A 21,891-nucleotide genomic window follows, 5' to 3' on the forward strand; every position below is an offset into this window, starting at 1 on the left:
AGCACAACCAGTAGCGGCCGCTCCCTGAATCGAGGGGCGGCCGCTACTGGTTGTGGCTGTGTCGTGCGGTCGAACTATCCGTTGAGGGATCGCGCGACCATGACTTTGACGTTCTCGTCGTCTTCCTCGAGGCGCGAATCGACAGCGCCGACCTTGGTGTTGACGATCTTGATCCTGCCCAGGCGGAGATCTCTTGCTGAGACGTGAGCGAGCTGCTTGTCCGTCAGCCGGTAGGACTTCCAGGTCATCCACTTCCCCCGGGGAGCCTGCACGAGCGCGTTGACGCGAGCCTCGGCCTGCTGGCGCGCCGTGGGGACTGGTGAGGAGCCGAGGATCTCCTCGACGGTTCGTGCGGCGGGATCCTGCTTGAACCGTGTGACGAGGTGGCCGACGGTCTGCTCATCGAGCTTGCCGATGCCGCTGCGGATCTGCTGCAGCGCATCGTCGGCGCTGATGGGCGCGTACGTGTTGGCGTGCTCGAAGTAGAAGTCGCGGTAGAGGCCCTGGTTGAGGTGGAACTTGCCCGTGTTCTGCACGTAGGTCCAGATGCGCTGCTCGTTGTCTTCGTGCGCGATCCAGACCGGGGTGCCGGCGGTGTTTCGGACCAGATAGAGGTTCATGATGTTCCTCGCTCCATTCTCAATTGCCTACATCTTAGTTTATCTTAGTCCGTCTTGGTAGGGGGCGGGGTGGGAGGTGTTGGTGGCCCATAGGCCTTCTCGACGGCGACGACGCTGCCGATGTGGAGGTCGACCAGGCCCGGCGGGGTCGGGACGATGTTCCAGGCGTCGACCATGGTCGCGTGGGCCGCGGCGCGTGTCGGGTAGGGCTGCGTCTGATCGCGCAGCGTTTCGTAGTCGTGGTGGTAGCGGTCTTTGATCGCGGCGCCGGCTTCGGAGTGGAACTGGATCTCGACGTCCTGGTCGGTCTCACTGTGGTGCACGACGATCGAGTGCAGGCCCTTGTACGGGTTGCCATCGACGAAGGAATGCTCGATCTCCTTCACTTCCCACCCCTTGGCGACGAGACCTTCCAGCGTCTCCTGTGCAGCAGGTACGACTCGATCGGGAGTCGGTGCGACCACGGTGTAGCGAACGAAGTCGGTGAGGCGCCCCGTGATCTCCACCGGCGTCGCTGTGGGATCAACCAGGATCCGGCTCTCAATCTTGCCCGCGAGGGATGCCGGCGACTTCATCCGATACTCGAGGTTGTGCATCCGGCAATCTGACGGGGCTGCGTCGATGATCGCCACGGTGATCTCCGGTTCGATGGCGGCGATCTCTTCGAGCTTGTGGATCGCGGCGCCGGCGACGGTGGAGCCGTAGGTGTCGTAGAGCTCTGCAGTCGACGGCGGGTGCTCTCCCCAGTCGACGTCGGGTGCGTCGTCGGTGGCCGCGGGGCGAAGGTCGTCGACGTCGACGTCGCGGAGGTGGCGGTGGTCGAGGCAGCGGCGGCCGCCGTCCTCAGATGATCTACACACGGGAGAGGGCCTCTCGTGCCGCGGCGTACTTCGCGGCCAGTCGGGAGCGGGTGACGTCGTCGAGCAGGGCAGTGCGGGCCGGATCGGTGTTGTCGTCGATGTCGGCGTCTTTCACCTGTCGCGCGAGGGGGTTCCGGCTGACACGGGCGTAGTAGTCGGCGCGCGGTTCGCCGGGCCGGTGGGTGATTGCATCGACGGCATCGACCACTTCGAGAGGGAACTCCGCCTGCAGGTCGACCAGCTGCACGTCGGTGTCTTCCACGACGTCGTGGAGCCAGGCGATCGCCTCCAGCAGCTCATCCCCCTGCACGCGAGCGACGACCCGCGCGGGGTGATCGATGTAGGGCTGACCGCTCTTGTCGACCTGGCCGGCGTGCGCGGCGCGGGCGATCGCCTCAGCTCGTGTGCTGATCTGATCTGTCATTTTGTGTCCCCCTCTACCTTCATCTTAGAGAGGGGGTCCGACACCGCTCAGGCTCGGGCGACGATCAGCTCATCCCAGTGCGTCGTGGCGCGTTTGGAGAGCATGCCGCGGTGCATCTGCCAGGACGGGCCGGGGCGCATCCCTCCCCACCCGAGCCCGAGGACCTCACGCCCGGCCTTCTTCTGCACCTGGTCGATGATGGTGGCGATCCCGGCGTCTTCGTGAGCATGACGGAACAGCTCGAGCGGTTGGATGACTGCTGCCGGTTTCAGGTCGGTGAGCATGACTCCCGCTCGCGCCCACTTCACCCCTTCCTCGATCTGCGGGAGGAGCCGGTGCGCGGCGCGGGTGAGCTCCACCGGGTCGGCGGTGGGGAACGGCAGTCGCACCATCTGTGACGGGTAACGGATCTGCTCCGTGTAGTGGCTGGTGCCCGCGAAGGCGGTGAGGATCTTCGCCACCTGCTGGTGCTTCATGAGCCGGGTCGACGCCTGCTGAGCGTAGATCGACAACGCCTGGCGCATCCCATCTCGGGTGGTGACCTTCTCGGAGAAGCTGCGGGACACGATCAGCTGATCCTTTTTGCCGGTGCGATCCTCCTCGGCGGCGATCGCCGGCACCCCGCGCAGCTCGAGCGCCGTGCGCATCACGACGACGTTGAACGCCTTCCGAATGAGGACGGGATCCGCGGCCGCGAGATCCGCGATCGTCGTGATGCCGATGCCGGCCAGACGGCGCTCGAGGCGAGACGCAATCCCCCACACCTCGGAGACCGGCAGCCGGGACATGAGCGCGTGGCGCCACTCGGGCCTGGTCGCCGGCCACACGCACACCCCGTCGAACACCGCGATCTTCTTCGCCGTCTTATTGCTCAGCTTCGCTAATGTGCGTGTCGGTGCGATGCCGACGCAGACCGGGACGCCGATGAGCCGGCGGAGGGTGTCCTTGATGTCTCGGCCGAGGGCGGCCATCGCTTCGGGGTCTTTCGCGATCCGTGGACTCACCTCGAAGAACGCCTCATCGATCGAGTAAATGGACAGGTCCGGGGTGAAGCGAGACAGCACGTCCATGACCCTGTTCGAGCAATCTTGGTAGAGCTCATAATTCGACGACAGGGCAGTCAGGTCGAGCCTCTGCGCGTGCGGCCGCAACTCGAACCAGGGCTTGCCGAGATCCAGGCCAATGGCTTTCGCTTCCTTCGACGAGGCCACGACCATTCCGTCGTTATTGCTCAACACGACGCAGGGGCGGTTCTCGAGACGCGGATTCACGATTCTCTCGAAGGACACGTAGGCGCTGTTGATGTCGACGTGCCCGATCATCTCCGGCTCCGATGGAACCTGAGGCTCACGGTGACCACCCCGAAGATCTCGAGTGTGGAGAGTTCGTCGACGACGACGTCGGGCCACTCGGCGTTCTCCGCGCGCAGCGCCCAGGTGCCGCGTTCTCGGACGAGGCGCTTGATGGTGAAGTCGCCGTCCAGGATCGCGACGACGACATCCCCCGAGAGCGCCGTCTTCGACCGGTCGACGATGACGACATCGCCATCGTGGATGCCGGCGTCGACCATGGATGTTCCCGAGACGCGGACGAGGAAGGTGGCGGCCTGGTCCTCGATCAGCAGCTCGGTGAGATCGATCGGACCGGCGTCATAGTCTTGGGCGGGGCTCGGGAAGCCCGCCGGGACCGCGTCGAGCAGTTGCGGCAGCGGAGTGGGTTCCGTGGTCACTGAGTACGCGTACAGAGGTACGACTGTTCTAGGCACTGGCTCCCCAAACTCTCGAAACCCTATTCGTAGAGTGTACGCCCGCCTGAGGGCGCTCACGAGGCCTCCGTGCGACCTCTCCCCCGGAATCATGCGGGAAATCGCGTGTATTCGTCCCCTCGCCGAGTCATCTTAGAGCGCGGCCGACGACGCCCGGCAGGGGGGCATCGAAGCGCTCGAGCTCGCTGCAAGCGGGGAACGGCGAGGGCGTTCTCCCCCTCTCATCGCCAGGCGGCAGCTCGGTCTTTGCGTGACACACAGTGTCACCACCCGGGGAACCTGTGTCACTCAAAGCGGGTTTGTGTCACCCAACTGCGATCGCTGCTCGGGTGCCCGGTCTCGCATCACCGAGGGCTGTGCTCCGCCGTCATCTGGGCACCCAGCCCCCTGTAGTCTCGCGCGGCCGCCGCCCCGGGGAGGCCGGAGAGAATCGTCCACAGGAGCAGCCAGACGATCGCTCGCCCGAGGGCGAACGGCACAGCTGCAGTGATGCCGAGCCAGCACCAGCGCCCCGCTCGCCAGCCCGGCGAGAACGGCCCCGCCACCAGCGATGTAGAACGGCGGTGCCATCGCGCGGTGAACCGCGATCCACGCTTTCGAATCGCGCATCGGTGAGGGTGGTTCGGCAGCCGAGGATCCGCTGCCTGCGTACGGTGCCGCGACGACAGGCATCCGCGTACCAGACCACCAGCGGCAGTGATGAGGAAGGGGGCGACGAGCTCGAGCATCACTGAGGCCGCGAGACGTTCTACAGGTCGGTGAGATTTCTACAGATCCGGTGAGACAGACCTGTCGAAAACTGCTTGAAAAATGCTTGCAGATTGCAATACACGTTGACAACCCTGATAGGCTGTGCCGTAGCTCATCTTGCGCTCTAGCGCATAGGGAGGCGGAGGCACAGTCTCTCACGGTAATCACCCCGCATACACCTTCCGCCCCGCGAAACCCGGCGAATCCTGCTGGCTTTTTTCAAGCACAAAGCAAGCATCCGAGGCACTGCCCGCCCAGCCCGCTGCCCCTTCCCCCAACCGCCTGTGGCGCCACAGCTCAGCCCGGTGAGGGTCGCAAGACCGTCGGGGGGTTCCGGTGTCCAGTCTCACCGGATCTGTAGAAATCTCACGTACCTGTAGAACGTCTCACTGGAGTTGTAGATTCTCATCGGAGTTGTAGATTACTCCTGGATGAGATCTACGTTTCGTTCTTTCGTTCGGTGTCGTTGCGGATCGCCAGGAGGGCTCCGGTGATCGCTGCGGTGAAGATCACGATGTCAGCGACGTTCCCGATGAACCAGTTCCCGTAGGCGAGGAAGTCCACGACGTGACCCCGGGCGAACCCGGGATCGCGGAAAAGGCGGTCGCCTGCGTGTGAGGCGGCAGCTCCACCGAGCGCACCGACGACGATGGCCCACCCCAGCCGTCGCACTCGGAACGCGAACACGATCGCTGTGACCGTGGCGGCAACAGCGAGTAGCGCGAACACCCAGGTGAAGCCTTCGCCGAACGAGAACGCCGCTCCCGGGTTATAGGCGAGCTGGAAACCCAGCAGGTCACCGATCAGCGGGATGCGCTCACGCTCGGTGAGGGTCGCTTCGGCCCACACCTTGGTTCCCTGATCAATCAGCACGACAACCACGGCGATCAAGAGCGCTCCACCAGTGAGCTGCCACCGCCGCGTCGACGACAGCTTGCGGACAGCGGGCGGGTGAGCCTCATTCTGGGAGGAGGTCATGCGAGCACCTCGATCAGACGGACAATGACCCCAGATTCGATCAGAATGAACAAGCCCAGACCGATGAACACGGCCGGTACGAGCCAGTGCTCGACGCGCTCCAGCCCCTCGGTGACAGCCTTGTTGGTACCGATCAGCCGACCGGCCGCACACCAGACCGCGACGAGGATCAGGAACACGACAATCGTGATCGCGACGTCGCCGGGGGCGCTGGTGCGGAAGATCGGCGTGTAGAGGGAGATGTTGTCGGCCCCGTTGGCGATCGTGATCCCGGCGACGCCCCAGAGTCCGACCGCGGTGATCTTGGCATCATCGTCATCGTCATCGCCGTTGCGACGCAAGCCGCGCACGAGCGTCCAGATGCCGATGCCGAGCGGGATCAGCCCGAGGAAGCCCACCCATTCGTCCGGGACGATGGTGAGGCCGAGCGCGGCGATCACGCTGATCACGACGAGGGTGATGAACCCGAGGTACTGGCCTGCGACGATCTGCCACGGTCGCGGCTTTCCTCGGCTGGAGGCGAGGAACAGCACGGTGAGCACGACAATGTCGTCGATGTTGGTCGCAGCGAACAGGCCGATCGCTGATCCGATGGTCGCGAGCATCAGCTCTTCACTCGCGGAGTACGGGCGGCGCGCAGGCCGTTGAGGATAACGATGACCTCGGCGACCTCGTGGACCAGGACGACGGCTGCGAGCCCCAGCACGCCGAAGAGCGCGAGCGGGAGCAGTGCGGTGATGATCAGCAGCGACAGGATGATGTTCTGGTTGATGATCCGTCGACCTCGGCGGGCGTGGTCGAACGCGCGCGGGATGAGACGCAGATCATGGCCGGTGAAGGCCACGTCGGCGGATTCGATCGCTGCGTCAGAGCCGGTCGCTCCCATCGCGATGCCGATGTCCGCGCCGGCGAGGGCCGGGGCATCGTTGATTCCGTCACCGATCATCGCGACCGGCCCTGCCTTCGACAGTTCTGCGATCGCGGCCGCCTTGTCCTCGGGACGCAGCTCGGCTCGCACGTCACTGATCCCGGCCTGCGCAGCAAGCGCGCGAGCAGTCCGGGCGTTGTCGCCGGTGAGCATCGTCACGCCGACGCCCTGACCGGTGAGCGTTCCGACCACCTCGGGGACTTCTGGGCGCAGTTCGTCACGGACGCCGATCGCGGCGACCGGCGTCCCGTCACGATGCACGATCACGACCGTCATGCCCTGCTCTTCCAACTCCGCGACCCGCTCCGCGAGGTCGCCGGCGTCCAACCAGCGGGGACTGCCGACGGTGATTCGCGATCCGTCGACGGTGCCATCGATGCCGTGCCCGGCCTGCTCAGTCACATCTGCAGCTGCTGGAGTCCCCGGCGCCGCGGCAGTGATCGCTGAGGCGAGAGGATGGGTGCTGTGCTGCTCCAACGCGGCCGCCCAGGCCAGTGCCTGGGTCTCGGTCACGCCGTTCGCCGTGAGCACGGCGGTGACCGCCGGTTCGTTGCGGGTGAGGGTGCCGGTCTTGTCGAGGGCAACGTGTCGGACGGTGCCGAAGCGCTCGAAAACGGCGCCGGACTTGATGATCACGCCGAACCTGCTCGCCGCACCGATCGCCGCGACGACCGTCAGCGGCACCGAGATCGCCAGCGCACACGGAGAAGCGGCAACTAGCACGACGAGCGCGCGAGTGATCCACACCTCCGGATCGCCCAGCAGCGACCCGATGATCGCGACGAGCGCCGCGAGGATCAGAACACCGGGAACGAGCGGGCGGGCGATCCTGTCCGCGAGACGAGCACGCTCGCCCTTCTCGGTCTGCGCTTTCTCTACCAGCTCCACGATCGTCGTGAGCGAGTTGTCGGTGCCAGCAGCTGTCGTCTCGACCTCCAGTGCGCCGGCGCTGTTGATCGCACCGGCCGACACTGCATCGCCGGGCTCCACCTCGACCGGGATCGATTCCCCGGTGATCGCTGAGGTGTCCAGGCTGGAGCGACCATAACGCACGACCCCATCGGTGGCGATCCGCTCGCCCGGCCGGACCACCATGATTTGGCCGACCGTCAGCTCTCTTGCCTGCACCTGCACGGTGGTGCCGCCCTGCAGCACGGTTGCCGTCTCCGGCACGAGCTTGAGCAGTGCGCGGAGCCCGCCGCGGGCGCGGTCCATCGCCTTGTCCTCGAGCGCCTCAGCGATCGAGTACAAGAACGCGAGAGCTGCGGCCTCCTCCACGTAGCCGAGGATGACTGCACCGATGGCGCTGATCGTCATCAGTAGACCGATGCCGAGCTTGCCCTTGAACAGCTTCCGAACCGCGCCCGGCGTGAACGTCGACGCACCCAGCAGCAGGCCGACCCAGAACAGCACCAGCGCCGGGATCTCCTGGCCGGACCACTCCAAGATCAGGCCGGCCAGGAATGCGACCCCGGAGAGAACCGGCACCATAATTCCGCGGTCTCTCCACCAGGGTCGCTCGGCCTCTTCGATCTCCTCCTCCGCCATGCTGGCAGGCTCGTGCTCGCAGCCACATGCCGCGCTCACGCGTTCGCTCCTGTCGCACAGCAACCAGCCACCGTGCACGCCGTGTCCACGCACGGCGCGTGCTCATCCACAGCCAGCGTCACGTCTACGAGCGCGACGAGCGCTGCGGCGAGATGCGGGTCGGCGATCTCGTAACGAGTCTGGCGGCCCTCTGGCTCAGCGACGACGATCCCGCAATCGCGAAGGCACGTTAGGTGATTCGACACGTTCGAACGGGTGAGTACCAGATCGCGCGAGAGGACGGCCGGATAGCTGGGCCCTTCGAGCAGGGTCATCAGGATCCGTGAGCGCGTCGGATCGGCCATCGCCCGGCCAAGCCGGTTCATTACATCGATACGGGAAGCAATAGTCAGCACACGCTGACTATACAGTCACTGGTGACATATTTCTAGTTCGACTGGGTGTCACCATAACCAACACCTCTGGTGAGACGACAGATCGAACGCGGCTGGTCTCTTGTGCGCAAGAATCTGAGGTACATGTGTCCCATCTCGCGACAACACCAGTGAGATCGGACATCCGGTAGGTTCGACCCACGACCTCGACGGGATGGTGTGACGGATGGCTGATTCGGGTTCTCCTTTCGCTTCGACGAATGCTCTGGTGGAGGTCTATGGCCGCTACGTCGACTGGGTCGAGAAGCTGGGTCAAGATGAGCGGCCCCAGTCGGACGGCGAATGGGTGGATGCTCTTCTCCGGTTGCTCTCGATCGATGAGGAGCTGCTCGATCGGGCTATCGATTTGAAGGCTGCGGTGGACGCTCGCGCGTTGTCGGATCTCCCGCTCGAGGTGCAGCCCGAGGTGCAGTTCGCGGTGGACTACGTCGCCGAGATCCCCGACGTCGCCAAGCTGCACTCCGAGCTCGCGCGTCGATCAGATCGGGTGCGGGCGATCAAGGCGTCTGGTGAGCCAATGACGGAGCCTTTCTCGACCGATCTCCCGGAACCGTTCCTGGCTCAGTGGGTCGGTGTTCGGGAGGCAGCGAAGTTGTTGTTCAACCAGGTGCAGCTCCACAACGCCCAGGCACGTGCTGCCGCGTTCGAGCGTGCTGCAGAGCTCAACGGCATGCCCGTCGAGACGAGCACCCACCGCGGCGACGATGGATCATTCACTCATACCGTGAGCGTCTCCTTCGACCGTGACGAGCAGCCCAAGGCCACCTGGTGGCAGAGGCTCTTCGGACGCCGCGCCTGACTCCCCCGGTGTGCTCCTGACGCACGGAGGGCCCGCTCAGCTGGTGAGCGGGCCCTCCGTGCGTTGAGGTGCTGCGGGTCTATTCCTTGAGGTACGCCAGGCGGTAGACCTCGTTGACGAACGCGCTGCGCGACGGTGCCCCCACGGATGCGGCCAGCTCGGTGAGCTCGTCCTCCTGGGCCCCGGTGATGCGCAGCTGGATCTGCGTGCCGCCGGCGCCACGTGAGCGGCGCTTACGGCGCTGGAGCAGCCCACCAGCCTCGGCATCCTCGGGTGCGAAGATCGCCCGGATCTCCTCGAGGGGAACGCGCTCGAGGGCGTCGACGAGGAGTTCGTCATACGTCTTGTCAGGCTCTCCCGCAGCGATGCCTTCACGACGGGCGACGCGAACGGCAGCGAGGACGACCGGGTTGATGTACGCGGGAACGTTGTCGACCTTGTTCTTGGCCGGATCGGCCGGGGCGGCCTCACGAGTCGCCGGCGTCACAGCTGCAACAGGTTCAGCTGCAGGAGCGTTCGGGATGCTCTCGGTCGCGTCGGGGCTGGCAGGCGCCGGTGTGGCGGCCTGACGCGGCGGAGACGGCTTGCGGGGTCCGAGGAGGCCGGTGAGTTCGGCTGCGTCTTCGCTGCCGGCGCCCTTGAATGCGTCGGCGAGGCTGCTCCTCTTGATCTCGGGGGCGTTCATGCGAGGACTCCTTCTGCTTCACGTTCCTGCTCGAGCTCACCGACGCGCTGCAGGAGCTCCTTGGTGAACTCCTTGTAGTTGTCGGCCAGCAGGCTGGGGTCTTGCGCGTAGAGCCCGTCGACGGGCTTCTCACCGCTCTTGAGCGCCTGGATGCGGGCGGTCTTGTCGGCCTTCGAGGCCTGCTTGAGCTCGTGGACGAGGAGGCCGCGCTTGCGGGCGTCGACGGCTGCGGCCTGGTGGTCTCGGATGATGGTGTGGAAGATCGGTGCGGAGTCCCCGACGATCCCGGAGAGGCTGTTGCGCACGTCTCGCTCGATGCGACGGGAGCGGCTGTTGATGCCGAAGAGGAGCACGCCGGCGAGGCGGAGGTTGGGGTTGCGCTTGCGCACGGCCATGAAGCGAGCAGCGACACGTTCGACGCCGTCGATGCTGGCCTCATCCGAGCGGGTCGGGATCACCACGGCGACCGATGCGGACAGAGCGGCTTCCACGAGGATCCTGTCGCCCGGAGGGGTGTCGATGAGGATGAGGTCGTAGTCGTCGGCGATCGCGGCCAGCTTCGACTCGAGGACCGCGTCAAGACCCTCGGCGCCGCGCTGTTCACGGGCTCCGAAGACAGCCGGGGCATCACCGACGGCTTCGCCGCCCGGGACGACATCGAGGTTCTCTCGGACGTTCTTGAGCAGCGGCAGCGGCATGCTCGTCAGGAACGCATTGAAGAGGGACTCCCCCGTGTCGGGCTCGAAACCCAGCTCGCGAGACAGGTTGCCCTGCGGATCCAGGTCGACGGCGAGTACTCGCAGTCCCGAGGCGGCCGCCATGCCGGCGACGTTCGCGGTGGCGCTGGTCTTGCCAACGCCCCCCTTGCCCTGGGCGACGCTTACGCAACGCTCAATGCTCATCGGTATCTCCTTCAGTAGTTCCTGCTTGTTTCAACGTATGAGAACTAGCGCAAAGTCCTGCGGTTCGACACGCTATATTTCCCGCTTGATTTCGTGCGGGTGTTGTTGCGTTACGTCAAGCGGTATTCACTTCGTGACTTATGGCTAGCTTTCCTTCGTGACGTAACGCCTGCCTTATGGCCTTAAGTATGGCGGTAAGTGTAGGTGGATGTCCAGCGTTAGTTGCCGCGTGTCGCGTGGCGCTCATGGATGAGATCCACGACGACAGCGAGGGGAGTGCCCGGATCGAGCTGAGAGGTGACGGCCGTGACGGTGTGGGGGAGTGCCGGGCTGAGTGTGACCTCGACGGCCTGTTCGCTATCCCGCGTCCAGATGAGGGCAGCGTCGCCGGTTATCAGCTGCCAGCCGTCCGCCGTGAGCTGCTTGTGCATGGCCGTGAGGTCTCCGACGAGCTCTTGAGTGGCTGCAGGAGCGTCGTACAGGCGGATGCCTCGGCCGAGGACGGCTGTGACAAGCTCGACGACGTCAGTACGGCGCTCCCGTGCGATCGGCTTCCGTAGCCGCCTGGTCGAGGCGAAGAATGCCTGTGCGGCTTCGTACGCGGCCGCCTGCTCCTCCGGGGTCGGCAGCTCCTGCAGGGCTGCCTGGCGGCGCTTCTCAGCTCGTTCGACATCCTCGCGGCGGATGCGCTCGAGCGTGGTCTCGCCCTCGGTGAGTTCGTTCAGGCGGCGAAGAGTCCAGGCGAAGTGCGCGAGCGGATCCCGCAGCTCTTCGTAGCGGGGGGAGCGGAGCTTTCCGGCCTCAATGAGGCGCTGGAGCGCGTCAGCCAGGCTCTGAGGCGTATAGCGGCGCGGTGTGATGCGGTTGCGTTCGAGGATCCGGGTGAGGTTGCCGATGTGGCGGCCGCCGCGGAGTACTCCAGGGCGCAGCGGGGCGCCTGGGCGGGGTGCGGAGCCGTCTGAGAGCAGGAATCGCTGGGCGATAGCCCACACGAACCGTTGTGTTTCGAGATCGCGAGGTGCTCTCTGGGACCGTGGTTGTGACTTCCTCTTCAGCTTCGGCCGCGCAGCGGCTTTCTCGCGCGCTTCAGCGCGTGTTGGTGAGTACTTTTTGACAGGGGGGGTCTTGTTAACCGAACCCCTGCGGGGTAGGTGGAAAGTATCCACAGGCACGGCTTCGGAGATCGGCTCAGCGCCACGAGGATCGTCCGTGTGGGTTTCTGCGGTGAGGGCGGGCATGGTGAGGGCTCGGACGGATCCTGCGGCCTCCTGGTAGCTGCCGTGGGCCTTGCGTGCCAGGGAACGTTCCTGTGGGGAGAGGTGGCGGCCGCGCACGATCGTCACGGACGCTCCAAGGGCTTCGAGGATCCCCCTGGCGGTGCCGACGTGCCGGCCAGACATCCCGAGCCGCTTCGCGACCGTCTCCCTCGACGTCGTGACGCCACGGCCTGAGGTGGAATCTGCCGTCGACGCATCGTCGCGAGCCACCATGATGACCGTGTCCGCCTTGATCTTCCCGCGGCACAGCTCCACACCTCGAGGAGAGGCGAGTTCTTCGACGACCCAGCTCATCCACGCCGACCGAGACCGCCATGCGGGCACAGCTGCGTAGGCGCCATCCTCGACAGGCAACGACCACGACGAGCATCCTCCGGAAACACCGCGGTGGCTGCGAGGGTGCGAGGCCTGCTGGGCATCGCTTAGACCCTGGTCGCTGGAGAGTGAGTCATCGAGCGGCGTACGAGAATCCCGAAGGCCGGATCTATTGGCGTCGGAAGTCGAAATCTGCTTGCAATTTTCTTGCAAATTGACAGCAGAAACAGGCTCGAAAGACTGTGTATCAGGGCGCGCTTGAGCTACGATGAGATCACCTTCTGATGAGCGTCAGTGGGTATAACAAAGCTCCGGGTGCCTCCCGGTGCGAAGCCAGGACGCCGGTCGCCAAACCGGATTCCTGCGAAATTCAGATCAGTAGCGGCAAACTTCTGAGATCTGAACCCAATGCGAACGGGCCCTCTGCTTCGGCAGGGGGCCTCTTGCGTTAAGCCGTGTCGATAGGCAGCTCCCCATCGCGGTCGAGCGGAGGAACCCAGGGCGGAATGCCCTGATCGGTCAGCTCGAGATGATCCACAACCGCCTCGAAGAACACAGCTCCCGTCATGCCGGAGCGCTTGGCTATAGCCTCGAACCGAGACTTGCTCGTGCTCTCCACAGTGTAGGTCAGCTGCACAGGTTGCACCATGGTGCCCCGTGCGCGGCGCTGAACGCGGCGCTTCGGCTGGTCTTCGGTCGTGGACATGCGCCCAGTTAACCCCACCAATGGGATTATCTCTAGTGGTGGGGTTAGGCGTGTCGCGAATCTCTCTCATCAGTTTTCTGCGCTCACGGGGGAACGAGTGATGAGGGTGTTGCCGGTGGGGATGGTCTTGGAACCGGGGTCTCCTGTAGCGAAGTCGCGGTAGGAGAAGGTGATGTCCTCTTCGTCCTCTTCGGCGAACTCGACCAGGCCCCAGGTGTCGGAGTCTTCGTCGACGAGGATCAGGATGCCCTCGGCCCGGAGCTCGCCGTCGACGAGCAGCTCTTCGGGGAACTGGTCGATGGCGGGGGAGTAGCCGCTGAACATCTCGGCCTCGTCGGAGATCTCCGGCTCTTCTTCTTCGATCTGGATGCGCTCGAGGAGGGCGACCTGAGCGGCGAGCTTTTCGCGGCGGATGTCACCTTCGGCATCGCCGAGGATCTTGCGTTCGCGCTCGATGAGCTCGGGGTCGCCGGCGTTGATGATGGGCGTTGCCATGTGGTGGCCGTAGTCGGCGTAGATCGGCTTGCCCTTTTCGTCGACGTCGATGACGTCGTCTTCCAGGTCGACGATCTTCATGATGTCGTGGATGCGCTTCTTGGGGCGCATGTTCTCGACGAGCTGCAGGTCACCGGGGAACACCCACCGCTCGGGGTGCTCGGCGTCGGTCTGGTACGGGTCGGGTGTCCAGAAGCCCTGCACCTCGACGGCCTGGCCCTGCTTGTTGTACGCGATGCCGCGGCCCTTGGCGGTAGTGGGGATCGTCGTGCCGGTGGTGTAGTTGTTCCACATCATCTTCGCGGCCTCGGCCGAGAGGCGACCCCAGCTGGCGCGGAAGGTGTAGTTGTCACGCATGTCACCGGTGAGGAAGTCGGCGTCGGGGCGCTGGAGGCCGTTCATGATGTGGATGCGCATCTTGCGGCCGAGGGAGGCGATGTCGCTGATCTCGTCGAGGACGGGCGGCTGTGCGGCAGCACCGCGCGGCTTGACCATCCGGTACCAGCGCAGCAGCGCATTGCGGAAGGTCTTGAACTCGTCGATGACGAACAGGATCGGCACGAACTCCTCGAGGCGGATGGATCCGGCCTCATAGGCGGCCATGCGGCGCTGCATCTCTTCGTAGACCTCGTGGGCGACGCGCGCCTGGTGGTCGATGCGGCCGGCGATGAGCTTGACGTTGGGCCAGGTGCGCAGTCCGAGCATCTCGAAGCGCTTGCCGTCGATGCCCCAGATCTCCCAGCCGTGTGCGGCGAGGAATCCGATGACGCCGAGCTCGCAGACGGTCTTGCCCTTACCGGTCTTCCCGGTGGTGAGGAAGTGGGGATCCTGCTTGGGGCGCCAGCTGATGACGTTGCCGTCTTCGTCGATCGCGACGGGCACGGCCAGGTCGTCGTAGGTGGCGAGCGGGTCGACGGTTTCGGGGGCGACAAACGGGTTGGGGATGACGTTCGGCAGCTCGGGGCGGGGTTCCATCCAGAAGGTGTCGTTGGGGAGATCCCAGAACGCCCTCCAGCGGCCCTCGAGCACGCCGGAGATCTGCGACTCGACGGAAGCACGCACACCGCTGCGGGAGAGCTTCGGGGCGACCTCGTACTTGACGCTGATGCGGGTGACCTTCGTCGACGTGATCGTCTTCCCGTCGACCTGGCGGGTGACCGGCTCGGTGGCGACGGTGGTGTTGGCGCTGCTGCCGAAAGTCTTGGCGACGATGAGCTTGGAGCGCTCGATCTTCTCGTCGCGATCGCGCTCGACTGCGGAGGTGCCGGAGGCGACCATGATGACGGTGCTCTTCTTGTGCTTGGCGACCTTGAACGCGGATCCGAACTGCCGCTTGGCCAGTCGACGGATCTCCGCGAGCATCTCGGGGACTTCCTCGTCGGCGAGCGGGTTGTAGACCACCTTGAGCTGGGTCGGCTTACCGACCCAGCCGCCGCGGTACTTCGAGGGCACGACCTGGCCGCGGTGGGGGTCTGGCCAGCCGAGGATCCCATGCACCCGGTGCAGGAACAGGTCTGCGTCGTCGTGGCGTTCACGGTTGCGCAGGTAGAGCGCGACGGTGCCGGCGATCAGGAGGGCGCCGAGGATCCCGATGAGTACGGCGCCGACAGTGTTGGAGGTGATGTACGCGAACATGCTGATCGCGATCGTCGAGAAGAGGACGATCGCGATAGCTGCAGTCGGCTTCGTTCGTGGCGGAAGCGTCGACCCGGGGATGATCATGCGGCTCATTTCTCAGCCTTTTCCTTGCGTGCGGCGCGGGCGCGGAGCAGGAGCAGGATGAGAGACACGATCGCTCCCACGACGCACAGCACGATGAGTACTCGGGGGAGATCCAGGCCGATGCCGTCGTGGAAGGGGATCAGCACGTTGTCGGTGACGAGGATGTGCCAGTTCACGAGGGCATCCCTCACGCCCGGGACGAGCTTCGCCAGCAGCGGCGGAACGAAGATCATCCCGGCCAGGATGTAGATCAGGGTGTCGGTGTCGTTTTCTTTCACGATGTCTCCTCGAATCGGTGCTCTCACTTAGAAGGGGTGGGCGCGGGCGCCGTTAACCGACAAACTGCCTATTCGGTGGTCTCGGGCGGCATCAGGGTGAAGGCCTTCCAGGCGCCCTGACCGGTGGTGCCGACCTCAGCTGCGCGCACGAGCTCGAGCCGCCAGACGCCGATGTCGGTCGGGACGTCGACGACGACGAGCGTGGAGCTGGGAGCGTCGACGATGGTTGCCGGGCCGGTCAGCTGCGTCACGGTGATCATGCGCGGGTCGGTATACGCCCACGCGTCCTGCGCCTCCACGGTGAGCAGCGGGGAGAGCTCGGCCCACCAGGCGTCGTAGTCGCGGTCGTGTGACACGAACACGGTCATCGCGGCCTCTGCAGCCGCCACCGCCTCCTGCTGGCTCTTGAAGTCCGCCTTGTCGTCGCCAACGGGCTCACCCAGCGTGGGGAATCCCTCGGGCCGCTCCGGCCCCTGCACCGCGGTGGGAGTCGGGGTGGGCTCTTCGATGTCGTTGGGGGTGGTGCACCCTGCGAGCAGAAGCACGCCGACGACGGCTGCGGCCGCGGTAATCAGGTGGATTCTCATGCTCTTGCCTTTCCGTAGTACTCCCAGTGCCATGCCTCGTCCGGCCCTTGGCCGCCGGCTGCCGCCCACGGCGGGTGCTGCCAGCCGTAGGCGGGGGCGTTCTGCTTGAGCCAGTGGAAGATCTCGCTGTTGAACCCGATGGCCCAGTGCCCGCGATCGCCAATGTCGACCGCCATCGCCCAGCCGTGGTTGCTGGTGCCGGGCTCGGCCGCGTTGTCGCCGTATTTCCGCTTCGCCTCGACCTGGCCGGGGTAGTCGCGGTAGCCATCGTTGATCGGGAGGTCGTACCCGAACTGGGCCTTGAAAGCCGCGTTGAGCTGGATGAGCGCCTGGGTCGCGTCGCCGCGCAGCTTGTACTCGGCCTGCCAGGGGATCGGGGTGAGCAGGTTCTCGGGGATGCGACCGTTCTGGTGCCCTCCCCACGGTCCGGGAGGCGTCCCTGTGGCCGGCGGGTAGTCGCCGGATGCGCCGACGGCGCAGCTGCCGGCATCAGGGCCGGAGGTCAGAGGAAGGCCGGTGAGCGTAGAGACGATCTCGCTGGCCGCGTCGAAGAACTTCGCGTAGTGGTACGGGTCGGCGTTGCGCTGCACGCGGTGCGCGGCGATGGTCGGCTGCAGGGTCTCCCACCCGCTGACCTTGAGCAGCGAGGCGAAGAACTTCGATGCCGCCGTCTGCGCGTTCATCCGCTCTGCAGGCGTGCCCCACCACTCCTGCTGCTGGAACAGACCGATCGACGACGTCGCCGATCCATCAGGGTTCCTCACCCCGTTGGTTTCCCAGTCGCCGTAGTCGATGTTGACGAGGCTCGACTCGCCCATCGCGGTCATGACACCGATCACCTGACCGCGCCCGTCGATGCCGAGCTTCTGCGCGGCGATGACGATGTGGGCGGCGTTGACGAGCTGCTCGTGCTTGTATCCGGCGATCGGCCCTGCAGGGACGCCGTCGACGTCGAGCTCCGCGGTCTGGGTCGTGCCTTGCTCGTTGGGGAAGCACCCTGCGGCGTTGGCGCCGAAGATCACCGTCATACCCATGACGAGCCAGTACACGAGCACCGCGGCGGGGATCACTGCGATAGCAGCAATCCCCGCGATGACACCGCCGGTCTTCTTCACTTGACGCCTCCTGTGGTGGCGGATGCTGCGGCCGCTGCCAGACGAGCCCGAAGTGCGCTCGAGGACGACGACGCCGCGCTGCTGACAACGGCGGAGCTGGTGGCCGCGGTTGCCGTAGCGGCCCCGGTAGCGGGCGTGCTGACGGGCGTCTTCGGTCGGTAGGAACTCGTGCGCGACGGTGCCTCTCGGGGCGCGATCTGGCTGGATCCTGCAGCGTCGACGATGATCTGGCGTCCGTACGCAGCGAATGACGACCCGGCAGGCCGCTCGTCGTGGTCACCATCCCCGGTGGAGGTGGCCTTCTCGCCTCGAGAGGCAACCTGCTCGATGCCGCGCTGCAGGACGAACTTGCCGCCCTCCTTGGTCAGGGTGAGCACCGCGGCGCTTGTACCGCCGGTCGCGGCCGCGAGAGCGACGGATGCGCCTGTGGTCAGCAGTTTCGTCGCGGCGGCCTTCACCCCGCCTGCCTTCTTCACATCGGTCTGGGTGAGCTCGATCATCGGCTGCGCGGGAGCAGCGCCTGCCGGAATGCCGGTGATTGCGGGCTGCGGGGCAGCACTGGGGGTTGGGGTCGCGTTGGAGGCGGCGGTGGCGGCGGTGGCGGCCGCCGCGGGAGAGCCGCCCGTCGCTGCTGCAGCGGCTCCAGCGGCCGCGGCCGCAGCTGTGGAAGCCTTCTGGTGAGCGTTCCACGACAGACGGCTGGAGACGTAGTTCTCGGCCATGCGCTGCGCGCGATCTCGGATCGGGTGCGCGCGGTCGGCAGACTTGCCCAGGCCAAGCCGGGCGAGTCGCTCGGAGAGCTTCTCCCCGGCCTTCCTGGCCTTGTAGAAGTTCCAGATGAGCGCGATCGCCATCGTGAGCACCACGGCGTTGATGACGATCATCTGTGCGAGCGTCGACAGCGGTGTGGTCTCTGCGAGGGCCATCATCATGCTGGTGGTGATGGACAGGAACCCGGAGACCAGGACGATGCTGGCGCCGATGCTGAACAGTCCTGCGAGGATTCCGAGGGCCGAGCTCCACCATGCGCGACGGGCGAACCCGGGCGCGATAGCGGCGTAGGTGGAGAACAGCCACTTACCGGCACTCCACAGCGTGAAGCCGGACGCGAGGAGCAGCACCATCCCGAGGATGAAAGACAGGAAGTTCAGGGCACTGGATCCTCCGGCAGCGATGCCGGCGGTGATGACGAACCCGATGTTGGTGTTGGAGGCGTACTCGGCGGCTTCGGGGGCGCAGGGGCGAACCGCGTCACGGACGGCGCTGCCGTCTTCGAACGGCTTCGAGGCGATCATCGCGTCGTTGAACGCAGTGGCGCACGAGCCCTCGAGCAGCTGGCCGAACACGATTTCCTGCGCGGGGTAGCGCACCCAGGCGTCCATGATCTGACCGATGAGCGCCTCAGAGACGACCTCCCGTGCGGTGTCGGGGGAGGGCATCTTGTCGAGGAAGGACGCGTCGCCGCTGGAGATAGATGCCGCAATGGATCCGCCCCATGCCTGTGCGGTGCGCAGGCCCCCGTCAGGGCCGGTGATCATACCGATCGGGTTCGCGAGAAGGGTGACAGCGAGGACGCTCGCGGCGACAGAGATGGCCATGTCCGTCGCTCCGGCGGCGACGCGGCCGCGCATGACGGCGACGAAGCCGATGATCGCAGCGAGGGCGAGGCCGACGGGGATCCATCCGATCTGCGAGAGAAGGCCGGAGAGCATCTGGAAGATCGCTTCGATCGGCGGGGCGATCCAGTCGATCCATTCGAGGGTGACGATGAACTGCATGAACCACAGGCCCCAGCTGAGGCCGGTGAGGTTAAAAACCCAGATCGCGTCGACGGTCTGCGCCAGGAACGCCTTGATCGGGTCGAACACGCCGCCACGATCCATCGGCAGGGACACGTACTGGGCGATCGAGATCCCTGAGCTGTCTTTGGCGTCGATAGGGGCGAGGAACGGCAGAGTCGCACCGGCGTCTCCGTCGGCTGCGTACGCGAGGATCACGTTGCCGCCGAGGATCGATGTGATCGTCCAGATGCCGACGAGGATCGCCACGGTGCGCAGCGGGTGGCGGCGGATCCACTTCCACACACGGCGGATGCGACGACGAGTCCCCTCAGCGGTGCGAGCGACGGATGCGAAAGCGGTCATGAGTTCACCTGCTCAGGGGAGGGCTTGACGGTCTTCGGGGTGGAGAGAGTGGCCGCGGCACGGTCAGGGCGACGAGAGACCCGCGTGCGGATCTTCCCCATGCGGCCCCGCGCGTCACGGAAGAGGGCTTCACCGCGGCGACCCACCGGCACCTTGTTGTCGGCGCCAAGAGGGGAGAGGCCTTCGGTGACGGTCTGCACGTTCGCCGGGATCTTGCTGAATCCCTTCTGGAACCACTCCAGGTTCGACTCCGCCGCCAACGGGTCGGTTTGACGGGTCAGGATGCGGTTCTTGATGAGTGATCGGGTGATCTCGTCGCCGAAGTCGCGGGCATCCTGAGAAGCCACGAGGACGGGTGCGCCGTGCTTGCGGCCGTCGCGGAGGAAACGATTGATTTCCGCGAGGCCCTGGGGGCTGGCGGTGACGTGTGCGAGCTCGTCGGCGGCGAACACCGCGAGCTCGTTGGGGTCGCGGAAGCAGATCTCCCGAGCGATGCGGGTCAGCAGCGCGTACATCGCGTGCCCGAAGAGCTTGTCCAGGCCCAGCTGGTCGAACATGGCCGAGTTGTCGATCTCTTCCTTGGTCGGAAGGGCGACGCCGTGGGTGAGGAAGACGATGCCGCGGCTGGCGAGGTTCAGCGGCGGAAGGTCGTTGTCGAAGAGGACGGCGCCGTACTCGGTGTCGGCGTACAGGTTCATCAGACCCGCGAGCTCGCGGGCTGTCTCGTCGGTGCGGCCAAGTTCGGTCAGTCGGGCGAGGAGCGCGTTGGCGTTGGTCAGCCCGGCGTTCTCTGCCTTGCGCTCATTGAGGACGTCGGCGAGCATCACCCCCGCTGCGGAACGGGCCTTCACGCCGAGGAGGGCAGAGCAGAGCGTGAGCATCTGGCTGGCGCCCGCCTTCGCGCCGAAGATACGCAGCGGGTCAAGTGACCACTCCGGGGCGACGAGGTCGACGATCGTCGCCTGGGACGGGTCGATCGACTCGGCGAAAACGCCGTACTCCTTGGCGTCGGTGCGGTCGATGACGATGAAGCGGCCTCCACGGTCATGCACTGCACCGAGGATGATCTTCATCGCGACGGACTTGCCACCACCGGGCTCACCGGCGATGCCGATAGAACCAGAGACGTCACCAGTGATCTGTCCCCACAGATCCAGGAGCACCGGCGGTTCCGTTCCCGACGTGATGTTGTCAGCGAAGAGCAGACCCGTTCCGTCTCCTAGGTCCGTGGACGTCATGGGGGCGAGTGAGGCGAACTGCGTGCCCGTGGTCAGCTCCGCGAACTCCTTCACGATGCGCTCGGACGGGTGTCCGGGCCACATCGCCCACCAGAGCTTCTCCTGACCCCCGATGGGGATGTCGAACTGGAACTCGAGGTTGTCGGCGAAGTACTTCTTGGTGAACTGCGCGCGCTCGGTGGCTTCGTCGGCGGTGTCGCCAGCAACGGCGACGATGAACGTCGCCTGAATCTCCACCTCGCGCTCGGACGCCCCAAGCGCCTGGTGCCATTCGCTGAGGTCGCGGGCAGTGACGTCGAGGTCGCCACCGGATCCGGTGATCGCGGCAGTGCCCTCCTGCTGATCCATCTGGTCGGTGAGGTTGATCTCTGCACGCGCGTTGCGACGCTTCGCATCCCGGGCTCGCAGGCTCTGCACCCGGAAAACCCAGTCGGCGTTCACGCCAAGCTCGTCGAGCGCTCCGACCCAGTCGAGATCCTCATCCCATCCACCCCGCGGGCTGCCAGCCAGTGCCATCAGAACCTGGTAGCTAGCCGCACCCGTGCGAGTGTCCGTCACCTTGAGGAAGCGGTTGGCCAGCGGGTTGATCCGGCTGATCTTGCCCTTCGAGTCGGTCTGCCCACCCTCGTCGAGGTGAGGCAGCGGGTACGACTTCGGCGTGGTGGTGTGCTGCAGGTGCTCATCGATCAGCACCTTCGTGGCTCCTCGAGGCAGCTCGTCCGCGCGGGGCGCCGGCGCCGGGTTCTCGTACAGTCCGCGGGTCATCGCGTGGGTGCCAATCCACAGCTGCTCGGCCGGGGTCGACCGACGCGGGACGAAGGATGCCGGGATGGCTTCTTCGATGCGAGCTGCAGCGCGCATCGCTGAGGTGATCTCTTCGGCCGAGGGGGCGCGCAGCGGAAGCGCCACGGTCTCGCGGACGGAGTGCTCCATCCAGCCGTAGACCATGCGGGCCTTGTCCTTGAGGCTCCGAACGCGCAGAGGCACGGAGATCCAGTACTCCCGGCGGCCGTTGGGGCGCATGTCGAACTCGTCCATGCTGAGGAGTACTTCCTCGGCCCACACAGGGTTCTCGCTGACGTCGACGCCGGCGAGCATCTTGTTCGCGACCTCCTCGGGGGAGACGATGCCTCCGAAGCCCATCAGCATGTATTCGCCGATCAGACCCTGCGCCAGCGCGCGGTGGATCTTGCGTCGGACGTCGTTGAGTTCGCTACCTCCGAGACCCTTGGGGAGTCCGTCGAGGCGCCAGGTGGCCCACACGGTGCCCGTGCGCGTCCACTTCAGGTGGCCCATGATCGCGGTATCGGGGATGCGCATG

The 21,891-nt window shown here is 65.6% G+C and carries 20 protein-coding genes; 1 reads left to right on the top strand and 19 read right to left on the bottom strand.

Annotated features, from left to right (window positions below; translation table 11 throughout):
* Positions 1-74 precede the first annotated feature (74 nt).
* From ACQUSX_RS15315 to cmtR, 9 genes are all read right to left on the bottom strand, one after another.
* On the bottom strand, positions 75-620 hold the full coding sequence (locus ACQUSX_RS15315) for a hypothetical protein (protein WP_131494546.1): 546 nt from the start codon (positions 618-620) through the stop codon (positions 75-77).
* A gap of 44 nt (positions 621-664) precedes the next feature.
* Complete coding sequence (locus tag ACQUSX_RS15320) at positions 665-1,480, bottom strand: hypothetical protein (RefSeq protein WP_131494547.1); 816 nt, start codon at positions 1,478-1,480, stop codon at positions 665-667.
* On the bottom strand, positions 1,473-1,904 hold the full coding sequence (locus ACQUSX_RS15325; protein WP_131494548.1) for an HD domain-containing protein: 432 nt from the start codon (positions 1,902-1,904) through the stop codon (positions 1,473-1,475). Before ACQUSX_RS15325 ends, ACQUSX_RS15320 begins: the two co-directional genes overlap by 8 nt.
* Before the next feature lie 47 nt (positions 1,905-1,951).
* The gene (locus ACQUSX_RS15330; RefSeq protein WP_428907931.1) at positions 1,952-3,226 is read right to left on the bottom strand and encodes a Y-family DNA polymerase; all 1,275 of its coding nucleotides are present in this window, start codon (positions 3,224-3,226) and stop codon (positions 1,952-1,954) included.
* A complete protein-coding gene (locus ACQUSX_RS15335) occupies positions 3,223-3,633 on the bottom strand; it encodes a LexA family protein (RefSeq protein ID WP_428907930.1) in 411 nt (136 codons plus the stop codon). Before ACQUSX_RS15335 ends, ACQUSX_RS15330 begins: the two co-directional genes overlap by 4 nt.
* A gap of 1,224 nt (positions 3,634-4,857) precedes the next feature.
* On the bottom strand, positions 4,858-5,397 hold the full coding sequence (locus ACQUSX_RS15340; protein WP_428907929.1) for a signal peptidase II: 540 nt from the start codon (positions 5,395-5,397) through the stop codon (positions 4,858-4,860).
* Positions 5,394-6,002, bottom strand: coding sequence for a cadmium resistance transporter (locus ACQUSX_RS15345; protein ID WP_428907928.1), 609 nt, complete (start codon positions 6,000-6,002; stop codon positions 5,394-5,396). Before ACQUSX_RS15345 ends, ACQUSX_RS15340 begins: the two co-directional genes overlap by 4 nt.
* Positions 6,002-7,873, bottom strand: coding sequence for a heavy metal translocating P-type ATPase (locus ACQUSX_RS15350; RefSeq protein WP_428907927.1), 1,872 nt, complete (start codon positions 7,871-7,873; stop codon positions 6,002-6,004). The genes ACQUSX_RS15345 and ACQUSX_RS15350 overlap by 1 nt, the downstream gene beginning before the upstream one ends.
* A gap of 35 nt (positions 7,874-7,908) precedes the next feature.
* Positions 7,909-8,268, bottom strand: a complete 360-nt coding sequence (gene cmtR, locus ACQUSX_RS15355) for a Cd(II)/Pb(II)-sensing metalloregulatory transcriptional regulator CmtR (protein ID WP_428907926.1) — start codon at positions 8,266-8,268, stop codon at positions 7,909-7,911.
* Positions 8,269-8,515: 247 nt separating this feature from the next.
* Here cmtR and ACQUSX_RS15360 point away from each other — a divergent pair, with 247 nt between their 5' ends.
* Positions 8,516-9,106 carry a hypothetical protein gene (locus ACQUSX_RS15360; protein ID WP_428907925.1) on the top strand — a complete coding sequence of 197 codons (591 nt, stop codon included), beginning with the start codon at positions 8,516-8,518 and terminating at the stop codon, positions 9,104-9,106.
* A 79-nt stretch (positions 9,107-9,185) separates the two neighbouring features.
* Here ACQUSX_RS15360 and ACQUSX_RS15365 read toward each other — a convergent pair whose 3' ends face one another.
* The 10 genes from ACQUSX_RS15365 to ACQUSX_RS15410 all read right to left on the bottom strand — a co-directional run bounded on the left by ACQUSX_RS15365 (position 9,186) and on the right by ACQUSX_RS15410 (position 21,890).
* The gene (locus tag ACQUSX_RS15365; protein WP_428907924.1) at positions 9,186-9,791 is read right to left on the bottom strand and encodes a hypothetical protein; all 606 of its coding nucleotides are present in this window, start codon (positions 9,789-9,791) and stop codon (positions 9,186-9,188) included.
* Positions 9,788-10,693: a ParA family protein gene (locus ACQUSX_RS15370; protein ID WP_017831621.1), complete on the bottom strand. Its 906-nt coding sequence runs from the start codon at positions 10,691-10,693 to the stop codon at positions 9,788-9,790. Before ACQUSX_RS15370 ends, ACQUSX_RS15365 begins: the two co-directional genes overlap by 4 nt.
* Before the next feature lie 218 nt (positions 10,694-10,911).
* Positions 10,912-11,685, bottom strand: a complete 774-nt coding sequence (locus tag ACQUSX_RS15375; RefSeq protein ID WP_428907923.1) for a hypothetical protein — start codon at positions 11,683-11,685, stop codon at positions 10,912-10,914.
* Positions 11,686-12,733: 1,048 nt separating this feature from the next.
* Complete coding sequence (locus ACQUSX_RS15380; protein ID WP_428907922.1) at positions 12,734-12,991, bottom strand: hypothetical protein; 258 nt, start codon at positions 12,989-12,991, stop codon at positions 12,734-12,736.
* 69 nt (positions 12,992-13,060) lie between these two features.
* Complete coding sequence (locus ACQUSX_RS15385) at positions 13,061-15,217, bottom strand: FtsK/SpoIIIE domain-containing protein (protein ID WP_428907921.1); 2,157 nt, start codon at positions 15,215-15,217, stop codon at positions 13,061-13,063.
* Positions 15,214-15,486 (bottom strand): hypothetical protein, encoded by a 273-nt coding sequence (locus ACQUSX_RS15390; RefSeq protein ID WP_428907920.1) that lies wholly within the window; start codon positions 15,484-15,486, stop codon positions 15,214-15,216. The genes ACQUSX_RS15385 and ACQUSX_RS15390 overlap by 4 nt, the downstream gene beginning before the upstream one ends.
* Positions 15,487-15,554: 68 nt before the next feature.
* Positions 15,555-16,073 (bottom strand): hypothetical protein, encoded by a 519-nt coding sequence (locus tag ACQUSX_RS15395; RefSeq protein WP_428907919.1) that lies wholly within the window; start codon positions 16,071-16,073, stop codon positions 15,555-15,557.
* Positions 16,070-17,188, bottom strand: coding sequence for a M15 family metallopeptidase (locus ACQUSX_RS15400; RefSeq protein WP_428907918.1), 1,119 nt, complete (start codon positions 17,186-17,188; stop codon positions 16,070-16,072). Before ACQUSX_RS15400 ends, ACQUSX_RS15395 begins: the two co-directional genes overlap by 4 nt.
* The gene (locus ACQUSX_RS15405; protein ID WP_428907917.1) at positions 17,185-19,332 is read right to left on the bottom strand and encodes a hypothetical protein; all 2,148 of its coding nucleotides are present in this window, start codon (positions 19,330-19,332) and stop codon (positions 17,185-17,187) included. The genes ACQUSX_RS15400 and ACQUSX_RS15405 overlap by 4 nt, the downstream gene beginning before the upstream one ends.
* On the bottom strand, positions 19,329-21,890 hold the full coding sequence (locus ACQUSX_RS15410) for an ATP-binding protein (RefSeq protein ID WP_428907916.1): 2,562 nt from the start codon (positions 21,888-21,890) through the stop codon (positions 19,329-19,331). The genes ACQUSX_RS15405 and ACQUSX_RS15410 overlap by 4 nt, the downstream gene beginning before the upstream one ends.
* Position 21,891 lies beyond the last annotated feature (1 nt).

The organism is Microbacterium alcoholitolerans (assembly GCF_050408615.1).
Classification (GTDB): domain Bacteria; phylum Actinomycetota; class Actinomycetes; order Actinomycetales; family Microbacteriaceae; genus Microbacterium.

Bases quoted from the DNA above. Each gene is read 5' to 3' on its own strand.
- ACQUSX_RS15315 (WP_131494546.1), bottom strand. From the start codon at position 620: ATGAACCTCTATCTGGTCCGAAACACCGCCGGCACCCCGGTCTGGATC.
- ACQUSX_RS15325 (WP_131494548.1), bottom strand. From the start codon at position 1,904: ATGACAGATCAGATCAGCACACGAGCTGAGGCGATCGCCCGCGCCGCG.
- ACQUSX_RS15330 (WP_428907931.1), bottom strand. From the start codon at position 3,226: ATGATCGGGCACGTCGACATCAACAGCGCCTACGTGTCCTTCGAGAGA.
- ACQUSX_RS15340 (WP_428907929.1), bottom strand. From the start codon at position 5,397: ATGACCTCCTCCCAGAATGAGGCTCACCCGCCCGCTGTCCGCAAGCTG.
- ACQUSX_RS15345 (WP_428907928.1), bottom strand. From the start codon at position 6,002: ATGCTCGCGACCATCGGATCAGCGATCGGCCTGTTCGCTGCGACCAAC.
- ACQUSX_RS15350 (WP_428907927.1), bottom strand. From the start codon at position 7,873: ATGGCGGAGGAGGAGATCGAAGAGGCCGAGCGACCCTGGTGGAGAGAC.
- ACQUSX_RS15365 (WP_428907924.1), bottom strand. From the start codon at position 9,791: ATGAACGCCCCCGAGATCAAGAGGAGCAGCCTCGCCGACGCATTCAAG.
- ACQUSX_RS15370 (WP_017831621.1), bottom strand. From the start codon at position 10,693: ATGAGCATTGAGCGTTGCGTAAGCGTCGCCCAGGGCAAGGGGGGCGTT.
- ACQUSX_RS15380 (WP_428907922.1), bottom strand. From the start codon at position 12,991: ATGTCCACGACCGAAGACCAGCCGAAGCGCCGCGTTCAGCGCCGCGCA.
- ACQUSX_RS15385 (WP_428907921.1), bottom strand. From the start codon at position 15,217: ATGAGCCGCATGATCATCCCCGGGTCGACGCTTCCGCCACGAACGAAG.
- ACQUSX_RS15395 (WP_428907919.1), bottom strand. From the start codon at position 16,073: ATGAGAATCCACCTGATTACCGCGGCCGCAGCCGTCGTCGGCGTGCTT.
- ACQUSX_RS15405 (WP_428907917.1), bottom strand. From the start codon at position 19,332: ATGACCGCTTTCGCATCCGTCGCTCGCACCGCTGAGGGGACTCGTCGT.
- ACQUSX_RS15410 (WP_428907916.1), bottom strand. From the start codon at position 21,890: ATGCGCATCCCCGATACCGCGATCATGGGCCACCTGAAGTGGACGCGC.